The organism is Luteimonas gilva, from assembly GCF_005239095.1.
GTDB lineage: Bacteria > Pseudomonadota > Gammaproteobacteria > Xanthomonadales > Xanthomonadaceae > Luteimonas_C > Luteimonas_C gilva.
Genome location: NZ_SZUA01000003.1, coordinates 659,458 through 680,551, shown reverse-complemented (window position 1 = coordinate 680,551; position 21,094 = coordinate 659,458). Strand labels below are relative to the sequence as shown.

Here is a 21,094-nt window from a genome sequence, read left to right as displayed (position 1 = left end):
CTTCGACTCCTGAAATCAAGATCAAGAGCAGCGGAGCAAGCTCCGCTCTACACAAGCCAAATCAGAATTCGCCCCGGTACCAATCCTTCAATTTGTTGAACAAGCTGCCCGCGCGGCCGGTCGGGATCGATGGCCGCCGCGGGTTCTCCAATTGGCTGCCCATCAGCAACAGGCCGACGCCGGTGGCATGCACCGGATTGCCGACCACTTCGCCCAAACCGGACACGTGCTGCGGAATGCCCACGCGCACCGGCATCTGCAGCATCTCTTCGGCCAGTTCGACCACGCCTTCCATTTTCGAAGCGCCCCCGGTCAGCACCATGCCGGCGCGGACCAGCTCCTCGAAGCCGGAACGGCGCAGTTCGGCCTGCACCATCTCGAAGATTTCCTCGTAACGTCCCTGCACCGCCTGCGCCAGCGAATGCCGCGGCAAGCGCCGCGGCGGACGGTCGCCGACGCTGGGCACCTGGATGCTTTCTTCGGCCGTCGCCAGCTGCGCCAGCGCGCAGGCGTAGCGGACCTTGATCTGCTCGGCCTCGGGCGTGGGCGTGCGCAGCATGTGCGCGATGTCGTTGGTGACGTGATCGCCGGCGATCGGCAGCGAAGCGGTGTGGCAAATCGCGCCCTGCACGAACACGGCCAAGTCGGTGGTGCCCGCGCCGATGTCGACCAGGGCCACGCCCAGCTCGCGCTCGTCGTTGGTCAGCACCGCGATGCTGGAGGCCAGCGGGGACAGCACCAGATCGTCGATCTGCAAACCGCAACGCTGCACGCACTTGCTGATGTTCGCGGCGGCCGACTGCGCGCACACCACCAGATGCGCGTGCACTTCCAGGCGCACGCCGGTCATGCCGACCGGGTTGCGGATGCCTTCCTGCGAGTCGTCGAGCACGTATTCGCGCGCGATCGCGTGCAGGATCTTCTGGTCGGCCGGAATCGCCACCGCCTTGGCCGCGTCGAGCACGCGGTCGAGGTCTTGGTACGTCACCTCGCCGTCGCGGATCGGCACGATCCCGGGCGAATTGCGGCACTGCACGTGGTTGCCGGAGATGGACGCGTACACCGAGCGTATTTCGCAGCCGGCCATCAGCTCGGCTTCCTCGACCGCGCGCTGGATCGACTGCACGGTCGATTCGATGTCGACCACGACGCCGCGCTTGAGCCCGCGCGACTCGTGCGAACCGATGCCGATGACCTCGATCGGATTGCCCGGCGAATACTCGCCGACCAGCGCGACCACTTTCGATGTGCCGATGTCGAGACCGACGATCAGCGATTTGTCGCCTTTGCGGTTCATGTGTTACCTGCTGCTGCATTACCCCCTCTCCCGCTTGCGGGAGAGGGCTGGGGTGAGGGCGTCGCCGGAGCGGCTTCGCCCCAGCTCAAAGCAAAACCATTCGTGTAACGAAGGTCGGCGCGCTGCAGCGGCCGGCCTTCCTGCGACAAAAGCTTCGGCATGAGCCGCGCGAAACGCGCCAAGCGCAGGCGCGCGTCTTCGTCGCCGCGGCCGACCACCACTTGCGCGGCGTTGCCCAGGGTGAGCGACCAGCTGCCGCGCGGATCGAGCGCGATCCCGCGCACGCCGACGCCGGTGGGCGCGAACATTTCGCGCGATTCGTTGTACAGCTCGACCACGTCGGCGGTGCGCGCGTCCGGCCCATCCAACTGCGGCAAGCCCTTCGGCACTTCGATGCCTTTGATCGGCAGCAAGCGGCCTTGCTGCGACAAGAGGCGATCGGCGCCCCAACGCGCGAACGGCTTGTGTTCGATCAAGCGGATTTCCAGCACGTCCGGCCAATGCTTGCGCACCTCGGCGCGATCCACCCACGGCAGCTTGCTGACCGCGTTCTGCGCGTCTTCTAAGCGCACCGCGAAGAAGCCCTGCTTGGCGTAAGGCAGCACGGTCTGCCGCAGCAATTGCGGATCGACGCGCTCGAACTGGCTGGTCACGCGCAGCTTGCGCAGCGGGAAGCGTTCGGCGCCGATCCAGCCGTTGACCACGGCCACCACCGGCAGCGCGACCAGCGCTAAGGCCAGCGCCCAAGCGAAGAAGCGCAGCATCGCGCTCACGGCTTGGCCTCCGGCATCGTCATCTCCAGGATCCGCCAGCAGAGTTCGTCGAACTCGATGCCGACCTGACGTGCGGCCTTGGGCACCAGCGAATGGCTGGTCATGCCCGGCGCGGTGTTCGCTTCCAGCAGATAGAGCTTGCCGGCGCGGTCGCGCATCACGTCGACCCGGCCCCAACCGCTGCAACCGGCCGATTCGAACGCGGCCGACGCCAGCGCGCGGATCGCGTCCTCGTCGGCGCCGGACAGGCCGGGGCACAGATACTGCGTGTCTTCGGCCACGTACTTGGCGTGGTAGTCGTAATACTCGCCGGCCGGCACGATCCGGATCGACGGCAGCGCGACGCCGCCGAGGATGCCGACGGTCAATTCGTCGCCTTCGATCAGCTGCTCCATCAGCAGCTCGCCCGGGTAGCGGGCCGCGAGTTCCACCGCCGCATCCAGGCCCGCATCGTCGAACACGCGCGACACGCCGACGCTGGAACCTTCGCACGATGGCTTCACGATCACCGGCAGGCCGAGTTCGCGCGCCGCGACGTGCACGTCGCCGCCCGGCTGCAAGCGCAGATAGCGCGGCGTGGACAGGCCCAGCGACAGCCACACCTGTTTGGTGCGGATCTTGTCCATGCTCAAAGCCGAGCCGAGCACGCCCGAACCGGTGTAGGGCACGCCCATCGTCTGCAGCAAGCCCTGCAGCACGCCGTTCTCGCCGTCGCCGCCGTGCAGGATGTTGAACACGCGGTCGAACTGCTTGGTGTTGAGTTCGCGCAGCAGGTTCGGGATGCCGTCCACGCCGTTCGCGTCGACGCCGCGCGAGCGCAGCGCCTCCAGCACGTTGCGGCCTGAATCCAGCGACACTTCGCGCTCGGAGCTGTTGCCGCCCATCAGCACGGCGACGCGGCCGAAGGCGGCCGGATCGGTGATGCGCAGCGGTGCGATGGACTTGCTCACTTCTTCTTTTCCTCGAATCCGTTGGTTGCCAGGTTCTGCGCCGCGTAACCGATGTCGCCGGCGCCCATCAGCAAGAGCAGATCGCCGTCCTGCAGCACGTCGGGCAGCAGAGCGGCGAGATCGCCGGCGCTGGCGGTCACCACCGGATCGATCCGGCCGCGGGCGCGGATCGCGCGCGCCAGCGATTTGGCATCGGCGCCGGCGATCGGCGCTTCGCCCGCCGGATAGACCTCGGTCAGCACCAGCGCGTCGACGTTCGATAGCACCGCGGCGAACTCGTCGAACAAATCGCGCGTGCGGCTGTAGCGGTGCGGCTGGAACGCGACGACCAGACGCTTGTTCGGCCAACCGCCGCGCGCCGCCGCGAACACCGCTTCCAGCTCTTTCGGGTGATGGCCGTAATCGTCGACCAGCTGCACTTTCGCGCCGCTGCCGGTCTTCAGTTCCGCCAACAGGTTGAAACGGCGGCCGATGCCGGCGAAGTTCTCCAGCGCGCGCACGATCGCCTCCGCCGGCACGCCCAACTGCCAACCCACGGCCGCGGCGGCCAGCGCGTTCTGCACGTTGTGACGGCCCGGCAGCGCCAGCGTCGCCGGCGTGCGCGAGCCGTCGGGCAGGCACAGGTCGAAACGCATCCGCGCGCCGTCCTGGGCGACGTTTTCGGCGCGCACGTCGGCTTCTTCGGAGAAGCCGTACGCCATCACGTGGCGCGGCGTCTTCGCGGCCAGCGCGGCGACTTCCGGATCGTCCACGCACAGCACCGCCAAGCCGTAGAACGGCAAGCGATGCAGGAATTCTTCGAACGCAGCCTGCACCTGGGCGAAATCGCCGCCGTAGTTTTCCAGGTGATCGGCGTCGATATTGGTGATCACCGCGATTAGCGGATTCAGGCGCAGGAAGCTGCCGTCGCTCTCGTCGGCTTCGGCCACCAGCCACTGGCCGCCGCCCAGGCGCGCATTGGCGCCGGCGGCGAGCAGTTGCCCGCCGATCACGAAAGTCGGATCGATGCCGCCCTCGCCCAGCACGCTGGCGGTGAGCGAAGTGGTGGTGGTCTTGCCGTGCGTGCCGGCCACCGCGATGCCGCGGCGGAAGCGCATCAGCTCGGCCAGCATCTCGGCGCGCGGCACGATCGGGATGCGCTGCGCGCGCGCCTCCATCAATTCGGGATTGTCGGGCTTGATCGCGCTGGACACGACCACGCAATCGGTGCCCAGCACGTTCGCGGCCGCATGGCCCTTGTGCACGGTGGCGCCGAGTTGCGTCAGCCGGCGCGTGACCGCGTTATCGGCATTGTCCGAACCGGAGACTTGGTAGCCGAGCGTGCACAGCACTTCGGCGATGCCGCTCATGCCGACGCCGCCGATGCCGACGAAATGCACGCGGCGATAGGCCGCGGCCAGATCGCCGCTGTCCTGCATGCGCCGGGTGTGCATGGTGCTCGACATCAGGCGGCCTCCTCAAGCACGATCGCCGCGATGCGGTCGGCCGCATCCGGACGCGCCGCGGCGCGCGCGGCTTCGGCCATCGCCAGGCGCTTGCCGGCGTCGGCGAACAAAGGCTTCAACGCAGCGGCGAGGCGGTTTTCGAAATCGGCGCCTTCGGGCACCAGCACCGCGGCGCCGCGCTCGACCAGATATTCGCCGTTGCGGGTCTGGTGATCGTCGACGGCCGCCGGGAACGGCACCAGCACCGCGCCGAGCCCGGCCGCGCACAGCTCGGCGACGGTCAGCGCGCCGGCGCGGCAGACGACCAGATCGGCCCAGGCATAGGCTTCGGCCATGTCGGCGATGAACGGTTCGACGCTGGCGACCACGCCGGATTCCGCATAGCTCTGACGCGCGGCGTCGAGCATCTTCTCGCCGCATTGATGGCGGATCTGCAAACCGTCGACGGCCAACGTACGCAACGCTTTCGGCAACGCGACGTTGAGCGCGCGAGCGCCTTGGCTGCCGCCCAGTACCAGCAGGCGCACGCCGCCTTCGCGGCTGGCGAAGCGCGCGGCCGGCGGCGCGATCGCCGCGATCTGCGCGCGCACCGGATTGCCGACCGTTTCTTCCCCGGCGCCCGCAAAACTGTCCGGAAAGCCGCTCAGCACGTGCTTGGCGAATTTCGCCAACACCCGGTTGGTCAGGCCGGGCGCGCGATTCTGTTCGTGCACGATCAGCGGGATGCCGGCTAAGCGCGCGGCGATGCCGCCCGGGCCGGCGGCGTAACCGCCGAAGCTGATCACGGCGCGCGGCTGACGCTCGCGCAAGGTCTGGCGTGCGGCATTCACGGCCGCTAAAACCTTGAACGGCGCCGCGAGCAAAGCCGCGATGCCTTTGCCGCGGATGCCGCGCACCGCGATCGTATCGATCGCGATGCCGTGCTGCGGGACCAATCGCGTTTCCATGCCGCCCTCCGCGCCGAGCCACAGCACTTCCGCCCCGTGCGCGCGCAATGCCTGCGCGACCGCAAGACCCGGGAAGATGTGACCGCCGGTGCCGCCGGCCAGGATCATCACCGGATGCAAATCGGAATCGGTGGCGGCGCGCGTCATGCGCCCCTCCTCAAACCGAGGTTCGGTTCGATGCGCTGGCGCAGGCGGCTGGTGCCGCGCACCGGAGCGACGTCGGCCGGGGCCGGCTGCGCGGTATGGGGCGTGCCCGCCGAGGGTTGCGCCGCTTCGCCGCGCAAACGCGCGACCTGGCGTTCGGCGCGGTCGAGTTCGTAGGACACGCGCAGCAGCAAGCCGAGCGCCGCGCAGGTCATCAGCACGCTCGATCCGCCCGAAGAGATCAGCGGCAAGGTCAGGCCCTTCGTCGGCAAGAGGCCGAGGTTTACGCCGATCGAAACGAAGCTCTGCAGGCTGATCCACAAAGCGATGCCGAACGCGCAATAGCCGGCGAAATGGCGACGCATCTCCACGCAGCGCAGGCCGATCCAGAACGCGCGGCCGACCAGCAGCGCATACAGGCCGATCACCAGGCAGATGCCGGCGAAACCGAGCTCTTCGCCGATCACGGCGAGGATGAAGTCGGTATGCGCTTCCGGCAGATAGGACAGCTTCTGCACCGAACCGCCCAGGCCCACGCCGAACCATTCGCCGCGGCCGACCGCCATCAGCGCATTGGTCAGCTGATAACCGCTGCCGAGCTGGTCCGCCCACGGGTCCAGGAACGAAGTGAAGCGGCGCACGCGATAAGGTTCGGCGATGGCGATCGCGGCCAGCACCGGCAAGCCGATCAGCACCGGCCCGAACATGCGTGGCATGTGCACGCCGCCCAGCACCAGCATGCCGGCGGTGATCGCCAGGATCAGCGAAAGCGAACCGAAATCCGGCTGCATGATCAGCAGCGCCACCAGCAGGATGGCCACGCCGATCGGCTTGAGCATCGCGATCCAAGTCGCGTTGACCTCGTCGCGGAAGCGGACCAGGTAGCTCGCCAGCCACACCACGTACATCAGCTTGACGGCTTCCACCGCCTGGAAGTTCGACACGCCCAGGTTGATCCAGCGCCGCGCGCCGTTCACGGTCTTGCCGATGCCCGGCACGAACACGGCCAGCAGCAGCACGAAACACAGCAGCAGCAGCCACTGGTTCTTCTGTTCGATCGTCTTCAGTTCGGTGCGCATCGCCCACACGGCGAGCGCGCAACCGCCGGCCAGGAACACCAAATGCCGGGTGAAGTAATAGAACGGGCCGGCGCCGTCGTTCTCGGCGATGGCGATCGAGCTGGACGCGACCATCACCACGCCCAAGCAAGCGAGCGCGATCACCGCGCCGAGCAGCCACGGATCGTAGCGGCCTTGGATCGCGTCCAGTCGCGTCGCTTGGCGGGGCGTGTCGAAGGGCGTGCTCATCAGCGCACCTTCAGCGTGGCTAGGCCGACCAAGACCAGGATCACCGAGATGATCCAGAAGCGCACGATCACGCGCGGCTCGGGCCAGCCTTTGAGTTCGAAGTGGTGGTGGATCGGCGCCATCCGGAACACGCGCTTGCCGGTCAGCTTGAACGAGGCCACCTGGATCATCACCGACAGCGTTTCGATGACGAACACGCCGCCCATGATCACCAGCACCAACTCCTGGCGCACGATCACCGCGACCGTGCCGAGCACCGCGCCCAAAGCCAGCGCGCCGATGTCGCCCATGAACACCATCGCCGGATAGGTGTTGAACCACAGGAAGCCCAAGCCGGCGCCGGCGATGGCCGCGCAGATGATCACCAGCTCGCCCGCACCCGGCACTTGCGGGATCTGCAGATAGTTGGAGAACACCACGTTGCCCGAGGCGTAGGCGAACACGCCCAGCGCGCAGGCGACCAGCACGGTCGGCATGATCGCCAAGCCGTCCAGGCCGTCGGTCAGATTGACCGCATTGGAGAAGCCGACGATCCAGAAATAGGCGATCGCGACGAAGGCCACGCCGACCAGCGGCAGCGCCACCGCCTTGAAGAACGGGATATAGAACGTAATCGCCGCCGGCGCATCGGCGGTGTAGTAAAGGAACAAGCCCGCCGCGAGACCGAAGATCGATTGCGCCAGATATTTCCAGCGCGATTTCAAACCGTTCGGATCGCGCTTGACGATCTTGATCCAGTCGTCGTACCAGCCGATCGCGCCGAAGGCCAGCATCACCCCTAGCACCAGCCACACATAACGGTTGCGCAGATCGCCCCACAGCAGCACCGACAGCAGCACCGCGATCAGGATCAGCGCACCGCCCATGGTCGGCGTGCCGGCTTTGGAGAAATGCGTTTGCGGGCCGTCCTGGCGGATCGGCTGGCCGCCCTTGTATTGGGCCAGCTTGCGGATCACCGCCGGGCCCATCCACAACGACAGGAACAATGCGGTGAGCGCTGCGAGGATGCCGCGGAAAGTGAGATAGCCGAACAGCCCGAACAGGCTTTCCAACTGCTGCAGCCAGCGTGTCAGTTCAAGCAGCATGCGCGGCGCCCTCCCCGTTGGGCAGCAAAGCGGTCACGACCCGGTCCATCGCGCTGCCGCGCGAGCCCTTCACCAATACGCGCAACCTCGTGGGAGGGGCTTCAGCCCCTCCCACAAAAGCCTGCAGGTCGGCGCGCAGCGCTTCGGACAACGCAGCATGCGATTCGAACGATTTCGCGCCTTCGCCGAACGCGTTCGCCGCGGCCGCGCTCAACGCTCCCAGCGCGTACAGGCGGGCGATGCCGGCGCTCTTCGCGCGGCGCCCGGCTTCGGCGTGCAAAGCCTGCGCATCGGCGCCGAGCTCGCGCATGTCGCCCAGCACCAGCCAGCTTTCGCCGCCCTGGCCGGCCAGCATGTCGATCGCGGCGTTCAGCGAACCGGGATTGGCGTTGTAGCTGTCGTCGATCAACTGCACGCCGTGTTCGAGCGCATGCGAAATCAAACGGCCGGCGACCGAACGCGCCGCTTCCAGGCCGGCGACGACGTCCTGCAACGCGACTTCCGCGCCGAGCGCCATGCCGGCGGCCGCGAGCGCGTTCGAAACGTTATGGCGCCCCGGCAGTTGCAACCGGACTTCCGATTCGCCGGACGGCGAAACCAGCACGAAGCGCATGCCCTCGTCGGTCGCGCGGATGTCGCGCGCGGACAAGTCGGCGCTGGCCTCCAAACCGAAACGCAGGATCCGGCGTCCGTGCGCGCGCTCGGCGAAATACGGCGCGAACGCGTCGTCGGCGTTGATTACGGCGGTGCCGTCGGCCGGCAATGCGTCGTAGATCGCCGCCTTGGTGCCGGCCACGCCGAGCAAGCTGCCCATCCGCTCCAGATGCGCTGGCGCGATGTTGTTGACCAGCGACACGTCCGGGCGCGCGATGTTCGTGAGGTAGGCGATGTCGCCCGGCTTGCCCGCGCCCATCTCGTAAATCGCAAAATCGGCGGTCTCGGGCGCATCGATCACCGCCAGCGGCAGGCCGATTTCGTTGTTGCGGTTGCCCGGATTGGCGTACGCGCTTTTGCCGGCGACTTGCTTCAGGATCGACAACAGCAGCGTCTTGACGCTGGTCTTGCCGTTGCTGCCGGTGATCGCGAACACCTTGGCTTTGCGGCCGGCCTGCAGCGCCGCCGCGAAAGCCGCGAGCGCGCGTTCGGTGTCGGCGACCACAATTTGCGGCAGATCGATGCCGAGCTGGCGCGACACTAACGCCGCGGCCACGGCTTTTGTGGGAGGGGCTTCAGCCCCGACAGCCTTGCCTGCGGCTCCTGTCGGGGCTGAAGCCCCTCCCACAAGAGCCGCCAGCGAATCGTGGCCGTCGAAACGCTCGCCCTTCAACGCGACGAACAGCGCCGAGCCCTGGGCCGGCAGGGCGCGGGTATCGGTCGCGAGCGCGTCGATCGTGCGGTCCTCGCCATGCAGGCGGCCGCCGACTTTATTCGCGATCTCAGACAGGCGCAGCGGCTTCATGCCCTGCCCTCCAGCGCCCGGCGCGCGACGTCGCTGTCATCGAAGGGATGCTTCACGCCGGCGACTTCCTGATAGGTTTCGTGGCCCTTGCCCGCGATCAGCACGATGTCGTCCGGCCCGGCCTCGCCGATCGCGCGAGCGATCGCCGCGGCGCGGTTGCGTTCGACCACCGCGTCCTGCGGGCGCGCGAAGCCGGCGACGATGTCGGCGACGATGGCATCGCCGTCTTCGCCGCGCGGATTGTCGTCGGTCACGTAGACGCGCTCGGCGTGCGCTTCGGCGATCGCCGCCATCTGCGGACGCTTGCCGCGGTCGCGCTCGCCGCCGCAGCCGAACACGCAGATGAGGCGGCCGCGCAGATGGCCGCGCAGCGATTCCAAAGCCTGCTGCAGCGGATCGGGCTTGTGCGAGTAGTCGACCACCACCAGCGGCAGCTTGCCGTCGCCGCCGAAGCGGTTCATGCGGCCGGGAATCGGCTGCAGCTTCGGCAGCGCCGCTGCGATGGCTTCGTCGCTTTCGCCCAAGGCGTGCAACACGCCGGCCACCGCCAGCAGATTGTCGATGTTGAAGCGGCCCAACAGCGGCGAACGCACCGGATAGCGCGCATCGCCCAACACCAGGTCGAAAGCGATGCCGGACGCGTCCAGCGCGACGTTCTCGGCCCGCACTTGCGCCTGCGCGTTGCCGCGCGCGCTCAGGCCGATGCCGCGCACGCTCTCGGGCAGTTGCGCCAGCAACGATACGCCGAACTCGTCGTCCAGGTTGATCGCCGCCGCGCGCAGGCCCGGCCGCACGAACAGCTTGGCCTTGGCGGCGCCGTAAGTGGCCATGTCGCCGTGGTAGTCGAGATGGTCGCGGGTGAGGTTGGTGAACACCGCCACGTCGTAATGCACGGCATCGACGCGGCCCTGGTCCAAGGCGTGCGAGCTGACTTCCATCGCCACCGCCGCGGCGCCGGCGTCGCGCAGTTGCGCGAGCAGCGCGTGCATCTGCAGCACGAGCGGCGTGGTGAAGCCGGTGGGCTCTACCGCGCCGTACAGACCGGCGCCGAGCGTGCCGATGGTGCCGGCGCGCTTGCCGCGCGATTCCAAGGCTTGCGCGATCAGCTGCACGGTCGAGGTCTTGCCGCTGGTGCCGGTCACGCCGACCATCGTCATGGCGCGCGAAGGCTGGCCGTGGAACTGGTCGGCCATCGCGCCCATCCGCTTGCGCAAGCCGGGCACGGCGATCGCGTCGTCCGGCGCCGGCAATTCCTGCGGCGCCGGCGGTTCGAACAGGATCGCGCTCGCGCCCGCGGCCTTCGCCTGTTCGACGAAGCCCAAGCCGTGCGCGCCGAAGCCGGCGATGGCGACGAAAGCGTCGCCGGCCCGCAAATCGCGGCTATCGAGCACCAAGCCGGTGATCGCCAGTTCCGGCGGCACCGCGGCCACGTCCGGCAGCAATTCTGCGAGCAGCATGGCGCGGGTCATTGCCGCGCTCCCTGCGTCGGCAGCAGCACCGGCGGCGCCGTTTCTTCTTCGACGGCCGCCGTCGCGGCGATCGGCGCCGGCTTGCCGCCGTTGCGCTTCGCCTCGGCCGCCTGCTGCGCGGCGAGCCAGGTTTCGATGTCGTCCGGCGGCACGTCCATCAGGCGCAAAGCGCCTTCCATCACGTTGCGGAACACCGGCGCCGACACGAAGCCGCCGCCGCCGAACTGCCAGCCCTTACTGGTGTCCGGTTCGTTGATCACCACCGCCATCGCGAAACGCGGGTTGTCCACCGGCACCACGCCGGCGAAAAACGACACGTACTTGCGCGAATAGCCGCCGCCGCTGGCCAGGCGCGCGGTGCCGGTCTTGCCGGCGACGTGATAGCCGAGGATGGCGGCGCGAGTGGCGGTGCCGCCGGGCTCGGTCACCGTCTGCATCATCTTCATCACTTCGTGCGCGATGGCCGGATCGAGCACTTCGCGCGCTTCGTTGTCCTGCCCTTTCACGAACGTCGGCGCGCGCAGCTTGCCGCCGTTGGCCAAGGCGGAGTAGGCCTGCGCGATCTGGATCGGCGTGGCCGAAATGCCGTAGCCGTAGGACATGGTCTGCTTGGTCGTGCCGCTCCAGCGCGCCGGCGCGGGGAACAGGCCCGGCACTTCGCCGGGGAAGCCGCTCTGGGTGCTCTGGCCGTAGCCGAACTTGCGCAGGAAATCGTAGAAGGCCTGGTTCGACAAGCGCGCGGCGATCTTGGACACGCCCACGTTCGAGCTCTTGCGGATCACGCCGGTGGTGTCGAGCACGCCGTAGTTGTGCGTGTCGGTGGTGCGATAGCGCCCGTTCGGGATCCAGCCCGGATTGGTGTCGAAGGTCGAGCGCGGCGTGATCACGCCGGCTTCCAATCCCGCGGCCACGGTCAGCGGCTTCATCGTCGAGCCGGGTTCGATGACGTCGGTGACCGCGCGGTTGCGGTGCGTGTCGCGATTGCCGACGTCGACCGCATTCGGGTTGTAGGACGGCAGGTTGGCCATCGCCAGCACTTCGCCGGAGGCGATGTCCAGCACCACGACCGAACCGCTGCTGGCCCCGGACACGAGCAACGCGTTCTTCAGTTCGCGGTAGGCCAAATACTGGATGCGGCGATCGATGGTGAGCGTCAGGTCCTTGCCCGGCTGCGCCTGCTTGATCAGATCGACGTTTTCGACGATGCGGCCGCGGTTGTCGCGGATCACGCGCTTGCTGCCCGGCGTGCCGCGCAGCCAATCGTCGAAGGCGAGTTCCAAGCCTTCCTGGCCGCGGTCGTCGATGTCGGTGAAGCCCAGCACGTGCGCCATCGCTTCGCCTTGCGGATAGAAGCGGCGGAACTCGCGCTGCGAGGCCACGCCCGGAATATCGAGCGCGACGATTTTCTTGGCCGCGACCGGACTGATCCGGCGCTTGAGCCACATGAATTCCTTGCCGGCGCGCTGCGAGACCTTGCGGGCCAGATAGTCGGCGGGCACGCCCAGCGCCTTCGCCAGTTCCGGCAGGCGCGCCGGATTCTTCAGCAATTCCTGCGGATCGGCCCACACCGATTCCACCGGCGAAGACACCGCCAGCGGTTCGCCGTTGCGGTCGGTGATCATGCCGCGCGATACCGGGATCTCGATGTCGCGCAGGAAGCGCGCATTGCCTTGCTTCTGGTAGAAATCGTTGTCGATCAACTGCAGATCGACCGCGCGCCCGACCAATGCCAGCGAGCACAGTCCCAGCGTGCCGGCGACCATCGCCAAGCGGGCGCGCAGGTTGAATTGGGCGCGGTTGCGCGGCTTCATGGGCGCACCACCACGATTTCGCCGGCTTCCGGGAATTTCATGCCCAGCTTGTTGCGCGCGATCTGGTCGATGCGGTTGCTCTCGGCCCAGGTCGCTTGCTCTAGCTGCAGGCGGCCGAATTCGATGTTCAGCGCGTCGCGCGCCTTCTCCAGCTTGGTCAGCTCGTAGAACAGCTGGCGGTGCCGATGCTGCGCATAGACCGCCGCCACCGCGGTGGCGATGTTGGCGGCGATCAGCAGGGCCAGGAGCACGCGCAGGCTCATGCGGCGGCCTCCAGCTTCTCGGCTACGCGCAGCACCGCGCTGCGCGAGCGCGGATTGGACGCCACTTCCGCGGTATCGGCCTTCTGCGCGTCGCCGATCGCGCGCAAAGTCGGCACGAACGTTTCGGCGACGGGCAAACGGCGGTTGGCCGGCGGCGCTTTGGCGCGCGCGGCGATGAAGCGCTTGACGATGCGGTCTTCCAGCGAATGGAAGCTGATCACCGCCAGCCGTCCTTGCGGCTTCAACGCGGCGTAGGCGGCGTCCAGGCCGGTTTCCAAATCGGCCAGCTCGCGGTTGACGTAGATCCGGATCGCTTGGAACGAGCGCGTAGCGGGGTGGATGTCCTGCTTGCCGCGCGGCATCGCCGAGGCGATCAGCTGCGCCAAGTCGGCGGTGCGCTCGATCGGCTGCTGCGCGCGTCGCGCGACGATGGCGCGGGCGATTTTGCGGCTCATCCGCTCTTCGCCGTAGGTCCACAGCACATCGGCGATCTCGCGCTCGTCGGCGCGCGCCAGCCACTGCGCGGCGCTTTCGCCGGCGTCGGGGTCCATGCGCATGTCGAGCGGGCCGTCCTTGCCGAAGCTGAAGCCGCGTTCGGCCACATCCAGCTGCGGCGAAGACACGCCCAAATCGAACAGGATGCCGTCCAGGCCGGCGCGAACCGCGTCCCAGCGCGCGAGGTCGGCGAAGCTGCCGCGGCGGATCGAGACGCGGGGATCCGTGCCGAACTCGCGTTCGGCCGCGGCGATCGCCTCGGGATCCTTGTCCATCAGCAGCAGCCTTCCTCCCGCGCCGAGCCTCCCCAGCACTCCGCGCGCATGACCGCCGCGCCCGAACGTGCCGTCCAAATAGGTTCCGTTCTCCACCACCCGCAGCCCTTCCATGACCTGCTCGAACATCACAGGTAAATGCGGCACCGGAAGGTGGGCGGACCGGATGTCCGCGCCACCGCCCGTCACAGCTGCAAATCGAGCATGTCCTCGCCCAGATCCTCGTCGCCGAGCGTCCGGCGGATCTGCGCGTGGTGAGCCTGCTCGCTCCACAATTCGAATTTGTCGCCCATGCCCAGCAGCACGGCTTTTTTCTCGATGCCGACCGCGTTGCGGTGGCTGGCCGGCACGCTGATCCGCCCGCTGCCGTCGGGCTCGACGAAACTCGCCGCGCCGACCAACTTGAGCTGCAGATTGCGGCTGACCGATTTGGTCCGCGGCAGCGCATTGATCTGGTCGCGCACGCGCTCCCAAACCGGCTGCGGATAGAGGTAAAGGCTGCCGGCCTCGAACGGGTTGTAGGTGATGACCAGGCGGTTACCGCACTCGCGCGCGACAAGGTCCCGGTAACTGGTCGGGATCGCCAGCCGGCCCTTGTCGTCGATCGTGATCGCGGTCTCGCCCTGGAACACAAACCCGTCCGGTCTTGCCCGTCTTCGGCGGGCTTCAGCGCCGGAAAACCACGAAACTCCCGGTTTTCCCACGAGACGCCACCTTAGGAGTCGTCCAAAGGGTTGTCAACAACTTTCAAAGCTGAATTTCGCTAGGCGCGTCAAGGACTTGCAGCAAACTTCAGAGACTTGTTCAAGCTTTATCCACAAGCTGCTGTTTCGTCTCAAATTTTGAGATTTGGCGAATCTCAGTCGACTAGAGACGAGCGAACGGCGACGGCGGTCGCAGTTCTGTTGCGGCGCAGCATTTGCGTGAGGCGAAGGAATTGTCCTGAAAATAGGACGTATTCTGCGGTAGAAATTCGACTGGCAACAAATCTAGGACGATATCGATTTCTAGGCATCGGCCTCTCCGTCGTAAGCGATCGTCCTATCCTCCAACTCGCCGTCGGCGGCTAATTGCCTCAGCACTGTATCGATGACGGCAGGAGTGAGTTCGCTGACGATGATCATGTGCTTCTCGCCCAGATGCACGCGAACACCGGTTGCTTCTGCGTAGTCGCCCGCCGACGCCAACTGATCGGGCGTAATGAAGAACAACCAACGCTTGCCGGCAGGGAATTCGATGGTGACTTCGACGCACGCTCGTTTCGGCGATTCGATGGCATCGTCGATGGTGTAAGGAAACATGCGCATACGATTCTTCCGAAGATGCGTAACATCGGCTCGAACGCGGTGAAACTCAGCAACATCGATTCCGCGATTCGTCGCTCGCGCATCGCGCATCGCGAAGCAAGCCTAGCGACGAACCCTCATGAAACGAACAGCCCCCTTTAACAAAGGGGGCGCGCGACAGCGCGGGAATTGGAAGCGCATAGCGGGGCCCAAATTGCTTCGCAAAATTCGGGGGTTTTTCAATGCGTAGCATTGAAAAAGCGGCGGAGCCGGCCGATAAGCCGGGTTCTGTCGTGGACAGCCATTCCTCTAGGCGCAGCGTCGCCGCTACGCTCGAGCAACCTACCCGGAGACACCGCGGGCCGCGGCATAGTCTCCCTATTTGGTCTTGCTCCCGGTGGGGTTTGCCGTGCCGGTCCGTTGCCGGACTCGCGGTGCGCTCTTACCGCACCATTTCACCCTTACCTGCCGGATCGCTCCGACATAGGCGGTATCTTTCTGTTGCACTTTCCGTCGGCTCGCGCCGCCCAGGCGTTACCTGGCACCGTGCCCTGTGGAGCCCGGACTTTCCTCGGCACCCTTGCGAGTGACGCGACTGTCTGGCCGGCTCCGCCGCGGGCATTGTCTCACCAACCCGCCGTTCATGGCTTGATGGCCGATGTATGGTCGTTAGCCGCCTGTCCGCGGCATCAACCCAATCCGCCCACGATATAACTCGTCAAAGCCACCCCCAGCACGATCGCCCACGAAGGCAGCTTCCATCGGATCAAGGCGACGATCCCGATCGCGACCAAAGCCACATCCACGAGATCGTGCACCGCGCTGACCCAAACCGGCCGATACAGCGCCGCCAGCAGCAGACCGACCACCGCGGCGTTGACGCCGTTCAGCGCCGCCTGAGCGAACGCATTGCGACGCAGCGCGCTCCAGAACGGCAGCACGCCGACGACCAACAAGAACGACGGCAGAAAAATCGCGATCAGGCACAGCAAGCCGCCGAGCCAACCGCCCGGTCCGGCGGACATCGCCGCGCCGAGATAAGCGGAGAAAGTGAACAAAGGTCCGGGCATCGCCTGCGCCGCGCCGTAGCCCGCCAGGAAGGCGTCGTCGGACATCCACCCGGTCGGCACGACGGCCGTCTGCAACAACGGCAACACGACATGCCCGCCGCCGAACACCAAGGAGCCCGCGCGGTAGAACGCGGCGAAGATCTTCAGTTCCGGCGTCGGCCAAAGTCGGGCCAGCAAGGGCAATGCGAACAGCAATACGAAGAAGGACGCCAGCGCCCATGCCCCGACCCGCCGCGATACGCGCATCGGCGGATCCGCAGCGTGCGGTGCGACCGGCTTGCGCGCGAACAGCGCAAGCCCGGCGATGGCGCCGATCGCGATCGTGCCGACCTGGCCCCAGACATCGGGGCGCAGCAGCGCGACCGCCGCCGCCGACAACGCGATGGCGATGCGCGGCGCATCCGGACACAACGTGCGCGCCATGCTCCACACCGCCTGCGCGACCACGGCCACCGCCGCCAACAACAGGCCGCGCACCGCGCCTGCCGGCCATTGCATGCCCCATCGCGAGGCCGCCAACGCGAACAGGATCATCGCGATCGCCGACGGCGCGGTGAATCCCAACCACGCCGCGAACGCGCCGCGCAAACCGCCGCGCGTCAGGCCGACCGCCATGCCGACTTGGCTGCTCGCCGGCCCGGGCAGAAACTGGCTCAACGCGATCAGGTCCGTATAGCGGCTTTCCGAAAGCCAGCGCCGGCGCGCGACGAATTCTTCGCGGAAATAGCCCAGATGCGCGATCGGGCCGCCGAACGAAGTCAGGCCCAGCCGCAGGAAGACGAGGAAGATCGTCCAGGCGCGATCGCGATCATCCTCGTCCGCGCTATCCACCATACAGCGCCTTGCGCGGCGCGCCGGTCAATTCGGCGGCCAACTTCGCCGCCGTCGACGGCGGCAAATGCTCGCTGAGCTTGGCGTAGACGCGGCGGCCTTCGGCGATCTTGGCGTCGGCGTCTTCGCCGGCGCCTTGCACCAGCAATACGAATTCGCCTTTGCGCTGGTTCGGGTCGCCGGCGACGCGCGCTTGCAGATCCGACAACGCGCCGTCGAGCACGGTCTCGAACAATTTGGTCAGCTCGCGCGCGATCGCCGCCGGGCGTTGCGCGCCGAACGCGGCCGCGGCGTCGGCCAAGGTTTCTTCGATGCGGTGCGCGGATTCGTAGAACACCAAAGTCCGCGGCTCGCCCGCGAGCTGCGACAAGCGCTCGCGGCGGGCGACCGCTTTCGCCGGCAGGAAGCCTTCGAACACGAAACGGTCGCTGGGCAATCCGGCCACGCTGAGCGCGGCGATCAGCGCGCTGGCGCCGGGCACGGGACTGACCTTAATCCCCGCCGCGCGCGCCGCGCGCACCAGGCGGTAGCCGGGATCGCTGACCAGCGGCGTGCCCGCGTCGGACACCAGCGCCAGCGATTCGCCCGCGCGCAAACGCCCGACCAGGCGATCGGCCATCTCGTCCTCGTTGTGCTCATGCAGCGCCAGCAGCGGCCGTTCGACCCCGAAATGGGCCAGCAACTGGCGCGTATGCCGCGTGTCTTCGGCGCAGATCGCATCCGCGCGCTTCAGCGTTTCCAGTGCGCGCGGGCTCAGATCGGCGAGATTGCCGATCGGCGTGGCGACCACGAACAAGGTGCCGGAAGCGGCCGTGCCGTTCAGCGGGGGATGGGCGGACATCGTCTCTCCAGAGCTGCGCGGGTAGAATCCTAGCCGTTCTTCATAACCGGACCCGCGAAGATGCGGAAAGCGACGAGATGGACCGCCCTCGCCCGCCTGTGGCTGGCCGCCGCGCTGTTGGCCTCGCTGGCCGGCTGCGCCACGGTGCAGGTGAGCGGCCCGGACGGCAAGCCCGCCGCGGCTTCCGACAATGCGGCGATCCAGCAGGCCGGCGCGCTGGCGCGCAACGATGCGGCGCTGAGCGGTCAGGCGAAGATCGACAACGCGCGCCAGATCGACCGACTGCTGTCCGGATTGGACGATGCGACCCTGGCCCGCGAAGCCAAAGCCTTGGCGGCCGACGACCCGCTCTACAACTTCGCCGGCCGCGCCTTGCTGCGCCGCGGCCTGCCGCTGCCGCGTCCTTTCGATCGCAGCGCGCAATGGGGTTTCGACACGAGCAAGCGCGCGCCGGCCGACCGCGACGGCTATCGTCCGCCGAACAAGCTCGCCGTGCTGTTGCCTTTGTCCGGCAGTCTCGCCACGGCCGCCGCGCCGGTCCGCGACGGATTGCTCGCCGGTTATTACGGCGAGCGCCGGCAGCGTCCCGACATCCATTTCTACGACACCGCCGGCACCCCGGGCGGCGCCGTCGCGGCCTATGCCAAGGCCGCGGCCGAGGGCAGCGATTTCGTGGTCGGCCCGCTCGGCCGCGACGAAGTCAGCGCTTTGTTCAATCAGGGCAACCTGAGCGTGCCGATGCTGGCGCTGAACCGCGGCAACGTCGCGCCGCCGGCCGGCAACGCCAGTTTCTCGCTGGCGCCGGAAGACGAAGCGATCTCCGCCGCCGAATACCTGATCGCCAACCGCATCCGCCACGTGCTGGTGCTGACCAGCGGCGACGCCACGATGCGGCGCGCCGCCGAAGCCTTCCGCGAGCGCTTCGGCGAACGCGGCGGCACGGTGGCCGACACGCTTACCACCAGCGAAACCGCGGACGGTTTCGGACCGGTGTTGCAGGCCGCCGTGGCCAAGGGCCCGATCGACGCCGTATTCCTCGCGGTGAAAGGCAACCAAGCGCGCCCGCTGGTGCCGCTGCTTGCCGGCGCCGGCTTGGGCGGCAAGCCGCGGGTGGCCACCTCGCAGTTGACCTCGGGCACCGGCAAGCCGGAACAGGATCGGGTACTGGACGGCATCATCTTCCCGAGCGACGCGTGGAGCGTGCGCGGCACGCCCGGCCTGCCTTCGGCGAGCCTGACCGAACAGACGCTTCCGACCGCACGCGGCGGCGCGGCGCGCCTGTTCGCGTTCGGCTACGACGCCTGGATGATCGCTGCGTATCTCGAACGCTTGGCGACCAGCGCGGAAGGCGAAGTGAAAGGCGCCACCGGCGAGCTGAGCATCGACGGTTTCGGCAACGTGATCCGCACGCCGGCCTGGTCGACCTTCAGCGGCGGCCTGGTCGTTCCTGCCGGACGCAGTGGCGGTTGACCGGCGCGGGCGCGGCGCGGCGGTCGAAGCCGCGGCGCGCGCGTTCCTGCTGAAATCCGGACTGGCCGACGTCGCCGCCAACGCGAATTTCCGCGGCGGCGAACTCGATTTGGTGATGTGGGATGCGCGCGCACGCAGCCTGGTCTTCGTCGAAGTGCGTTACCGCCGGGATCCGCGCTTCGGCGGCGGCGCGGCCTCGGTGGATGCGGCGAAGCGGCGCAAATTGGTCCACGCCGCGCAATCGTTCCTGCTCGCGCACCCTGCCTATGCGAATGCGGCGTGCCGGTTCGACGTGGTCGAGGCCGATGGCGATCCCGCAGCGCCGCGCCTGAATTGGCTGCGCGACGCGTTCCGCGGCGACGATGTTTGATCCGTAGGCTGGGTTGAAGCGCAGCGAAACCCAGCGGTGCCATCCATCACACCTCGCGATGCTGGGTTTCGCTGCGCTCAACCCAGCCTACAATAGCGATATGGTCGCTTTGCCCATCGCATTCGTCGAAGAACTCTCCGCCCTGCTCGGCGACGGTTGGTCCGCATCCGACGCCGACCGCAGCGCGCACGGCACGGATAATTCGCGCCGCACCGCCCTGCCCGACGCCGTCGCCAAGCCGCGCACGCGCGAACAGGTGCAGGCGATCGTGCGCGCTTGCGCCGCGCATCGCGTGCCCATCGTCGCGCGCGGCTCGGGCACCAGCAGCACCGGCGCCGCGCTGCCCACCGCCGGCGGCGTGGCGGTGTCGTTCGAACGCATGAACCGCATCGTCGACATCCGCGCCGAAGACCGGATCGCGATCGTCGAGCCCGGCGTGCTGAACGGCGAACTGCAGCAGGCGCTGAAACCGCACGGACTGTTCTGGCCGCCCGATCCGGCCAGCGCCGAGCTGTGCACCGTCGGCGGCAACCTCGCCTGCAACGCCGGCGGCCCGCATACGGTGAAATACGGCGCCACCCGCGACAACGTGCTCGGCTTGTCCGCGATCACCGGCACGGGCGACTTGATCCATTGCGGCAGCGCGACCACCAAGAACTCGACCGGCTACGACCTCACCCATCTGCTGATCGGCAGCGAGGGCACGCTCGGCCTGATCGTCGAAGCGACGCTGAAACTGGCGCCGCTGCCGCCGCATCGCGCCAGCCTGCGTGCGCTGTACGCCGACGTCGCCAGCGCGGCCGCGGCGACGGCGCGGATCATGGCCCAGCCGAACACGCCGGCGATGCTGGAATTCATGGACTCGGCCTGCATCAAGCTGGCGCGCGACGTCGGCGGCGCCGACATTCCCGATGCCGGCGCGTTGTTGATGATCGAAGCCGACGGCGATGCGGCGACGTTGCCGCATGCGGTCGCGGTGTTGGCGCAAGCAGCGCGCGGCGCAGGCTTGCTGTCGCTCGACACCGCGCCTGACGAAATCGCCAGCGAAAAACTGTGGGCGGCGCGCAAAGCCTTGTCGCCGGCGCTGCGCAGCATCGCGCCGGGCAAGATCAACGAAGACGTGGTGGTGCCGGTGTCGCGCATCCCGGAACTGGTCGACGGCATCCAAGCGCTGGCCCGCGAATTCGATCTGCCGATCGTCGCTTTCGGCCATGCCGGCAACGGCAATCTGCACGCCAACATCCTGTACGACCCGGACGACGCCGGCCAGGACGCGCGCGCCCAAGCCGCCTTGCCGCGCCTGTTCGCGCTGACCTTGGAACTGGGCGGCACGCTGTCCGGCGAACACGGGATCGGCCTGGCCAAGCGCGATTTCATGGCCCGGGCGTACGACGCGCCGACGCTGGCGGCGATGCGCGCGGTGAAAGCCGCTTTCGACCCTAATGGCCTATTGAACCCCGGCAAGGTCCTGCCTTAGTTTCTGGACGCGCGATCCGCGCTTGCAGG

At 67.6% G+C, this 21,094-nt stretch carries 18 protein-coding genes, 1 other RNA gene and 1 pseudogene; 3 read left to right on the top strand and 17 right to left on the bottom strand.

Features of this window, described 5'->3' with window-relative positions; genetic code table 11:
* Positions 1–61: 61 nt before the first annotated feature.
* The 17 genes from ftsA to rsmI all read right to left on the bottom strand — a co-directional run bounded on the left by ftsA (position 62) and on the right by rsmI (position 17,748).
* Positions 62–1,297 (bottom strand): cell division protein FtsA, encoded by a 1,236-nt coding sequence (ftsA, locus tag FCE95_RS16880; RefSeq protein ID WP_137268194.1) that lies wholly within the window; start codon positions 1,295–1,297, stop codon positions 62–64.
* Positions 1,294–2,070, bottom strand: a complete 777-nt coding sequence (locus FCE95_RS16875; protein ID WP_137268193.1) for a cell division protein FtsQ/DivIB — start codon at positions 2,068–2,070, stop codon at positions 1,294–1,296. Before FCE95_RS16875 ends, ftsA begins: the two co-directional genes overlap by 4 nt.
* A complete protein-coding gene (locus FCE95_RS16870; protein WP_137268192.1) occupies positions 2,067–3,020 on the bottom strand; it encodes a D-alanine--D-alanine ligase in 954 nt (317 codons plus the stop codon). Before FCE95_RS16870 ends, FCE95_RS16875 begins: the two co-directional genes overlap by 4 nt.
* Positions 3,017–4,453 (bottom strand): UDP-N-acetylmuramate--L-alanine ligase, encoded by a 1,437-nt coding sequence (gene murC, locus FCE95_RS16865; RefSeq protein WP_137268255.1) that lies wholly within the window; start codon positions 4,451–4,453, stop codon positions 3,017–3,019. The genes FCE95_RS16870 and murC overlap by 4 nt, the downstream gene beginning before the upstream one ends.
* 11 nt (positions 4,454–4,464) lie before the next feature.
* The gene (gene murG, locus FCE95_RS16860; protein ID WP_189644817.1) at positions 4,465–5,559 is read right to left on the bottom strand and encodes an undecaprenyldiphospho-muramoylpentapeptide beta-N-acetylglucosaminyltransferase; all 1,095 of its coding nucleotides are present in this window, start codon (positions 5,557–5,559) and stop codon (positions 4,465–4,467) included.
* The gene (ftsW, locus tag FCE95_RS16855; protein ID WP_137268191.1) at positions 5,556–6,863 is read right to left on the bottom strand and encodes a putative lipid II flippase FtsW; all 1,308 of its coding nucleotides are present in this window, start codon (positions 6,861–6,863) and stop codon (positions 5,556–5,558) included. Before ftsW ends, murG begins: the two co-directional genes overlap by 4 nt.
* On the bottom strand, positions 6,863–7,948 hold the full coding sequence (gene mraY / locus FCE95_RS16850; RefSeq protein WP_137268190.1) for a phospho-N-acetylmuramoyl-pentapeptide-transferase: 1,086 nt from the start codon (positions 7,946–7,948) through the stop codon (positions 6,863–6,865). The genes ftsW and mraY overlap by 1 nt, the downstream gene beginning before the upstream one ends.
* Complete coding sequence (locus FCE95_RS16845; RefSeq protein WP_137268189.1) at positions 7,938–9,407, bottom strand: UDP-N-acetylmuramoyl-tripeptide--D-alanyl-D-alanine ligase; 1,470 nt, start codon at positions 9,405–9,407, stop codon at positions 7,938–7,940. The genes mraY and FCE95_RS16845 overlap by 11 nt, the downstream gene beginning before the upstream one ends.
* Positions 9,404–10,876, bottom strand: coding sequence for a UDP-N-acetylmuramoyl-L-alanyl-D-glutamate--2,6-diaminopimelate ligase (locus FCE95_RS16840; RefSeq protein WP_137268188.1), 1,473 nt, complete (start codon positions 10,874–10,876; stop codon positions 9,404–9,406). The genes FCE95_RS16845 and FCE95_RS16840 overlap by 4 nt, the downstream gene beginning before the upstream one ends.
* Positions 10,873–12,687 carry a peptidoglycan D,D-transpeptidase FtsI family protein gene (locus FCE95_RS16835; protein ID WP_137268187.1) on the bottom strand — a complete coding sequence of 605 codons (1,815 nt, stop codon included), beginning with the start codon at positions 12,685–12,687 and terminating at the stop codon, positions 10,873–10,875. The genes FCE95_RS16840 and FCE95_RS16835 overlap by 4 nt, the downstream gene beginning before the upstream one ends.
* Positions 12,684–12,950 carry a cell division protein FtsL gene (gene ftsL / locus FCE95_RS16830; RefSeq protein WP_137268186.1) on the bottom strand — a complete coding sequence of 89 codons (267 nt, stop codon included), beginning with the start codon at positions 12,948–12,950 and terminating at the stop codon, positions 12,684–12,686. Before ftsL ends, FCE95_RS16835 begins: the two co-directional genes overlap by 4 nt.
* Complete coding sequence (gene rsmH / locus FCE95_RS16825; protein WP_137268254.1) at positions 12,947–13,849, bottom strand: 16S rRNA (cytosine(1402)-N(4))-methyltransferase RsmH; 903 nt, start codon at positions 13,847–13,849, stop codon at positions 12,947–12,949. Before rsmH ends, ftsL begins: the two co-directional genes overlap by 4 nt.
* 56 nt (positions 13,850–13,905) lie before the next feature.
* Positions 13,906–14,352: a division/cell wall cluster transcriptional repressor MraZ gene (mraZ, locus tag FCE95_RS16820; RefSeq protein WP_137268185.1), complete on the bottom strand. Its 447-nt coding sequence runs from the start codon at positions 14,350–14,352 to the stop codon at positions 13,906–13,908.
* A gap of 375 nt (positions 14,353–14,727) precedes the next feature.
* Positions 14,728–15,021: a hypothetical protein gene (locus FCE95_RS16815; protein WP_137268184.1), complete on the bottom strand. Its 294-nt coding sequence runs from the start codon at positions 15,019–15,021 to the stop codon at positions 14,728–14,730.
* Positions 15,022–15,267: 246 nt separating this feature from the next.
* Positions 15,268–15,617: RNase P RNA component class A (gene rnpB / locus FCE95_RS16810), an RNA gene on the bottom strand.
* Between the two features lie 78 nt (positions 15,618–15,695).
* On the bottom strand, positions 15,696–16,910 hold the full coding sequence (gene chrA / locus FCE95_RS16805) for a chromate efflux transporter (RefSeq protein WP_137268183.1): 1,215 nt from the start codon (positions 16,908–16,910) through the stop codon (positions 15,696–15,698).
* Entirely contained in the window at positions 16,900–17,748 is an 849-nt protein-coding gene (rsmI, locus tag FCE95_RS16800; RefSeq protein WP_137268182.1) for a 16S rRNA (cytidine(1402)-2'-O)-methyltransferase, read from the bottom strand. Before rsmI ends, chrA begins: the two co-directional genes overlap by 11 nt.
* 192 nt (positions 17,749–17,940) lie before the next feature.
* Between rsmI and FCE95_RS16795 the strand changes: the two are divergent.
* From FCE95_RS16795 to FCE95_RS16785, 3 genes and pseudogenes are all read left to right on the top strand, one after another.
* Positions 17,941–19,218, top strand: a pseudogene (locus FCE95_RS16795) (penicillin-binding protein activator); the annotation flags it as partial.
* Positions 19,208–19,588, top strand: a complete 381-nt coding sequence (locus FCE95_RS16790) for a YraN family protein (RefSeq protein ID WP_137268180.1) — start codon at positions 19,208–19,210, stop codon at positions 19,586–19,588. The pseudogene FCE95_RS16795 and the gene FCE95_RS16790, both read left to right, overlap by 11 nt.
* Before the next feature lie 100 nt (positions 19,589–19,688).
* The gene (locus tag FCE95_RS16785; RefSeq protein ID WP_137268179.1) at positions 19,689–21,065 is read left to right on the top strand and encodes an FAD-binding oxidoreductase; all 1,377 of its coding nucleotides are present in this window, start codon (positions 19,689–19,691) and stop codon (positions 21,063–21,065) included.
* The last annotated feature ends 29 nt before the right edge of the window (positions 21,066–21,094 follow it).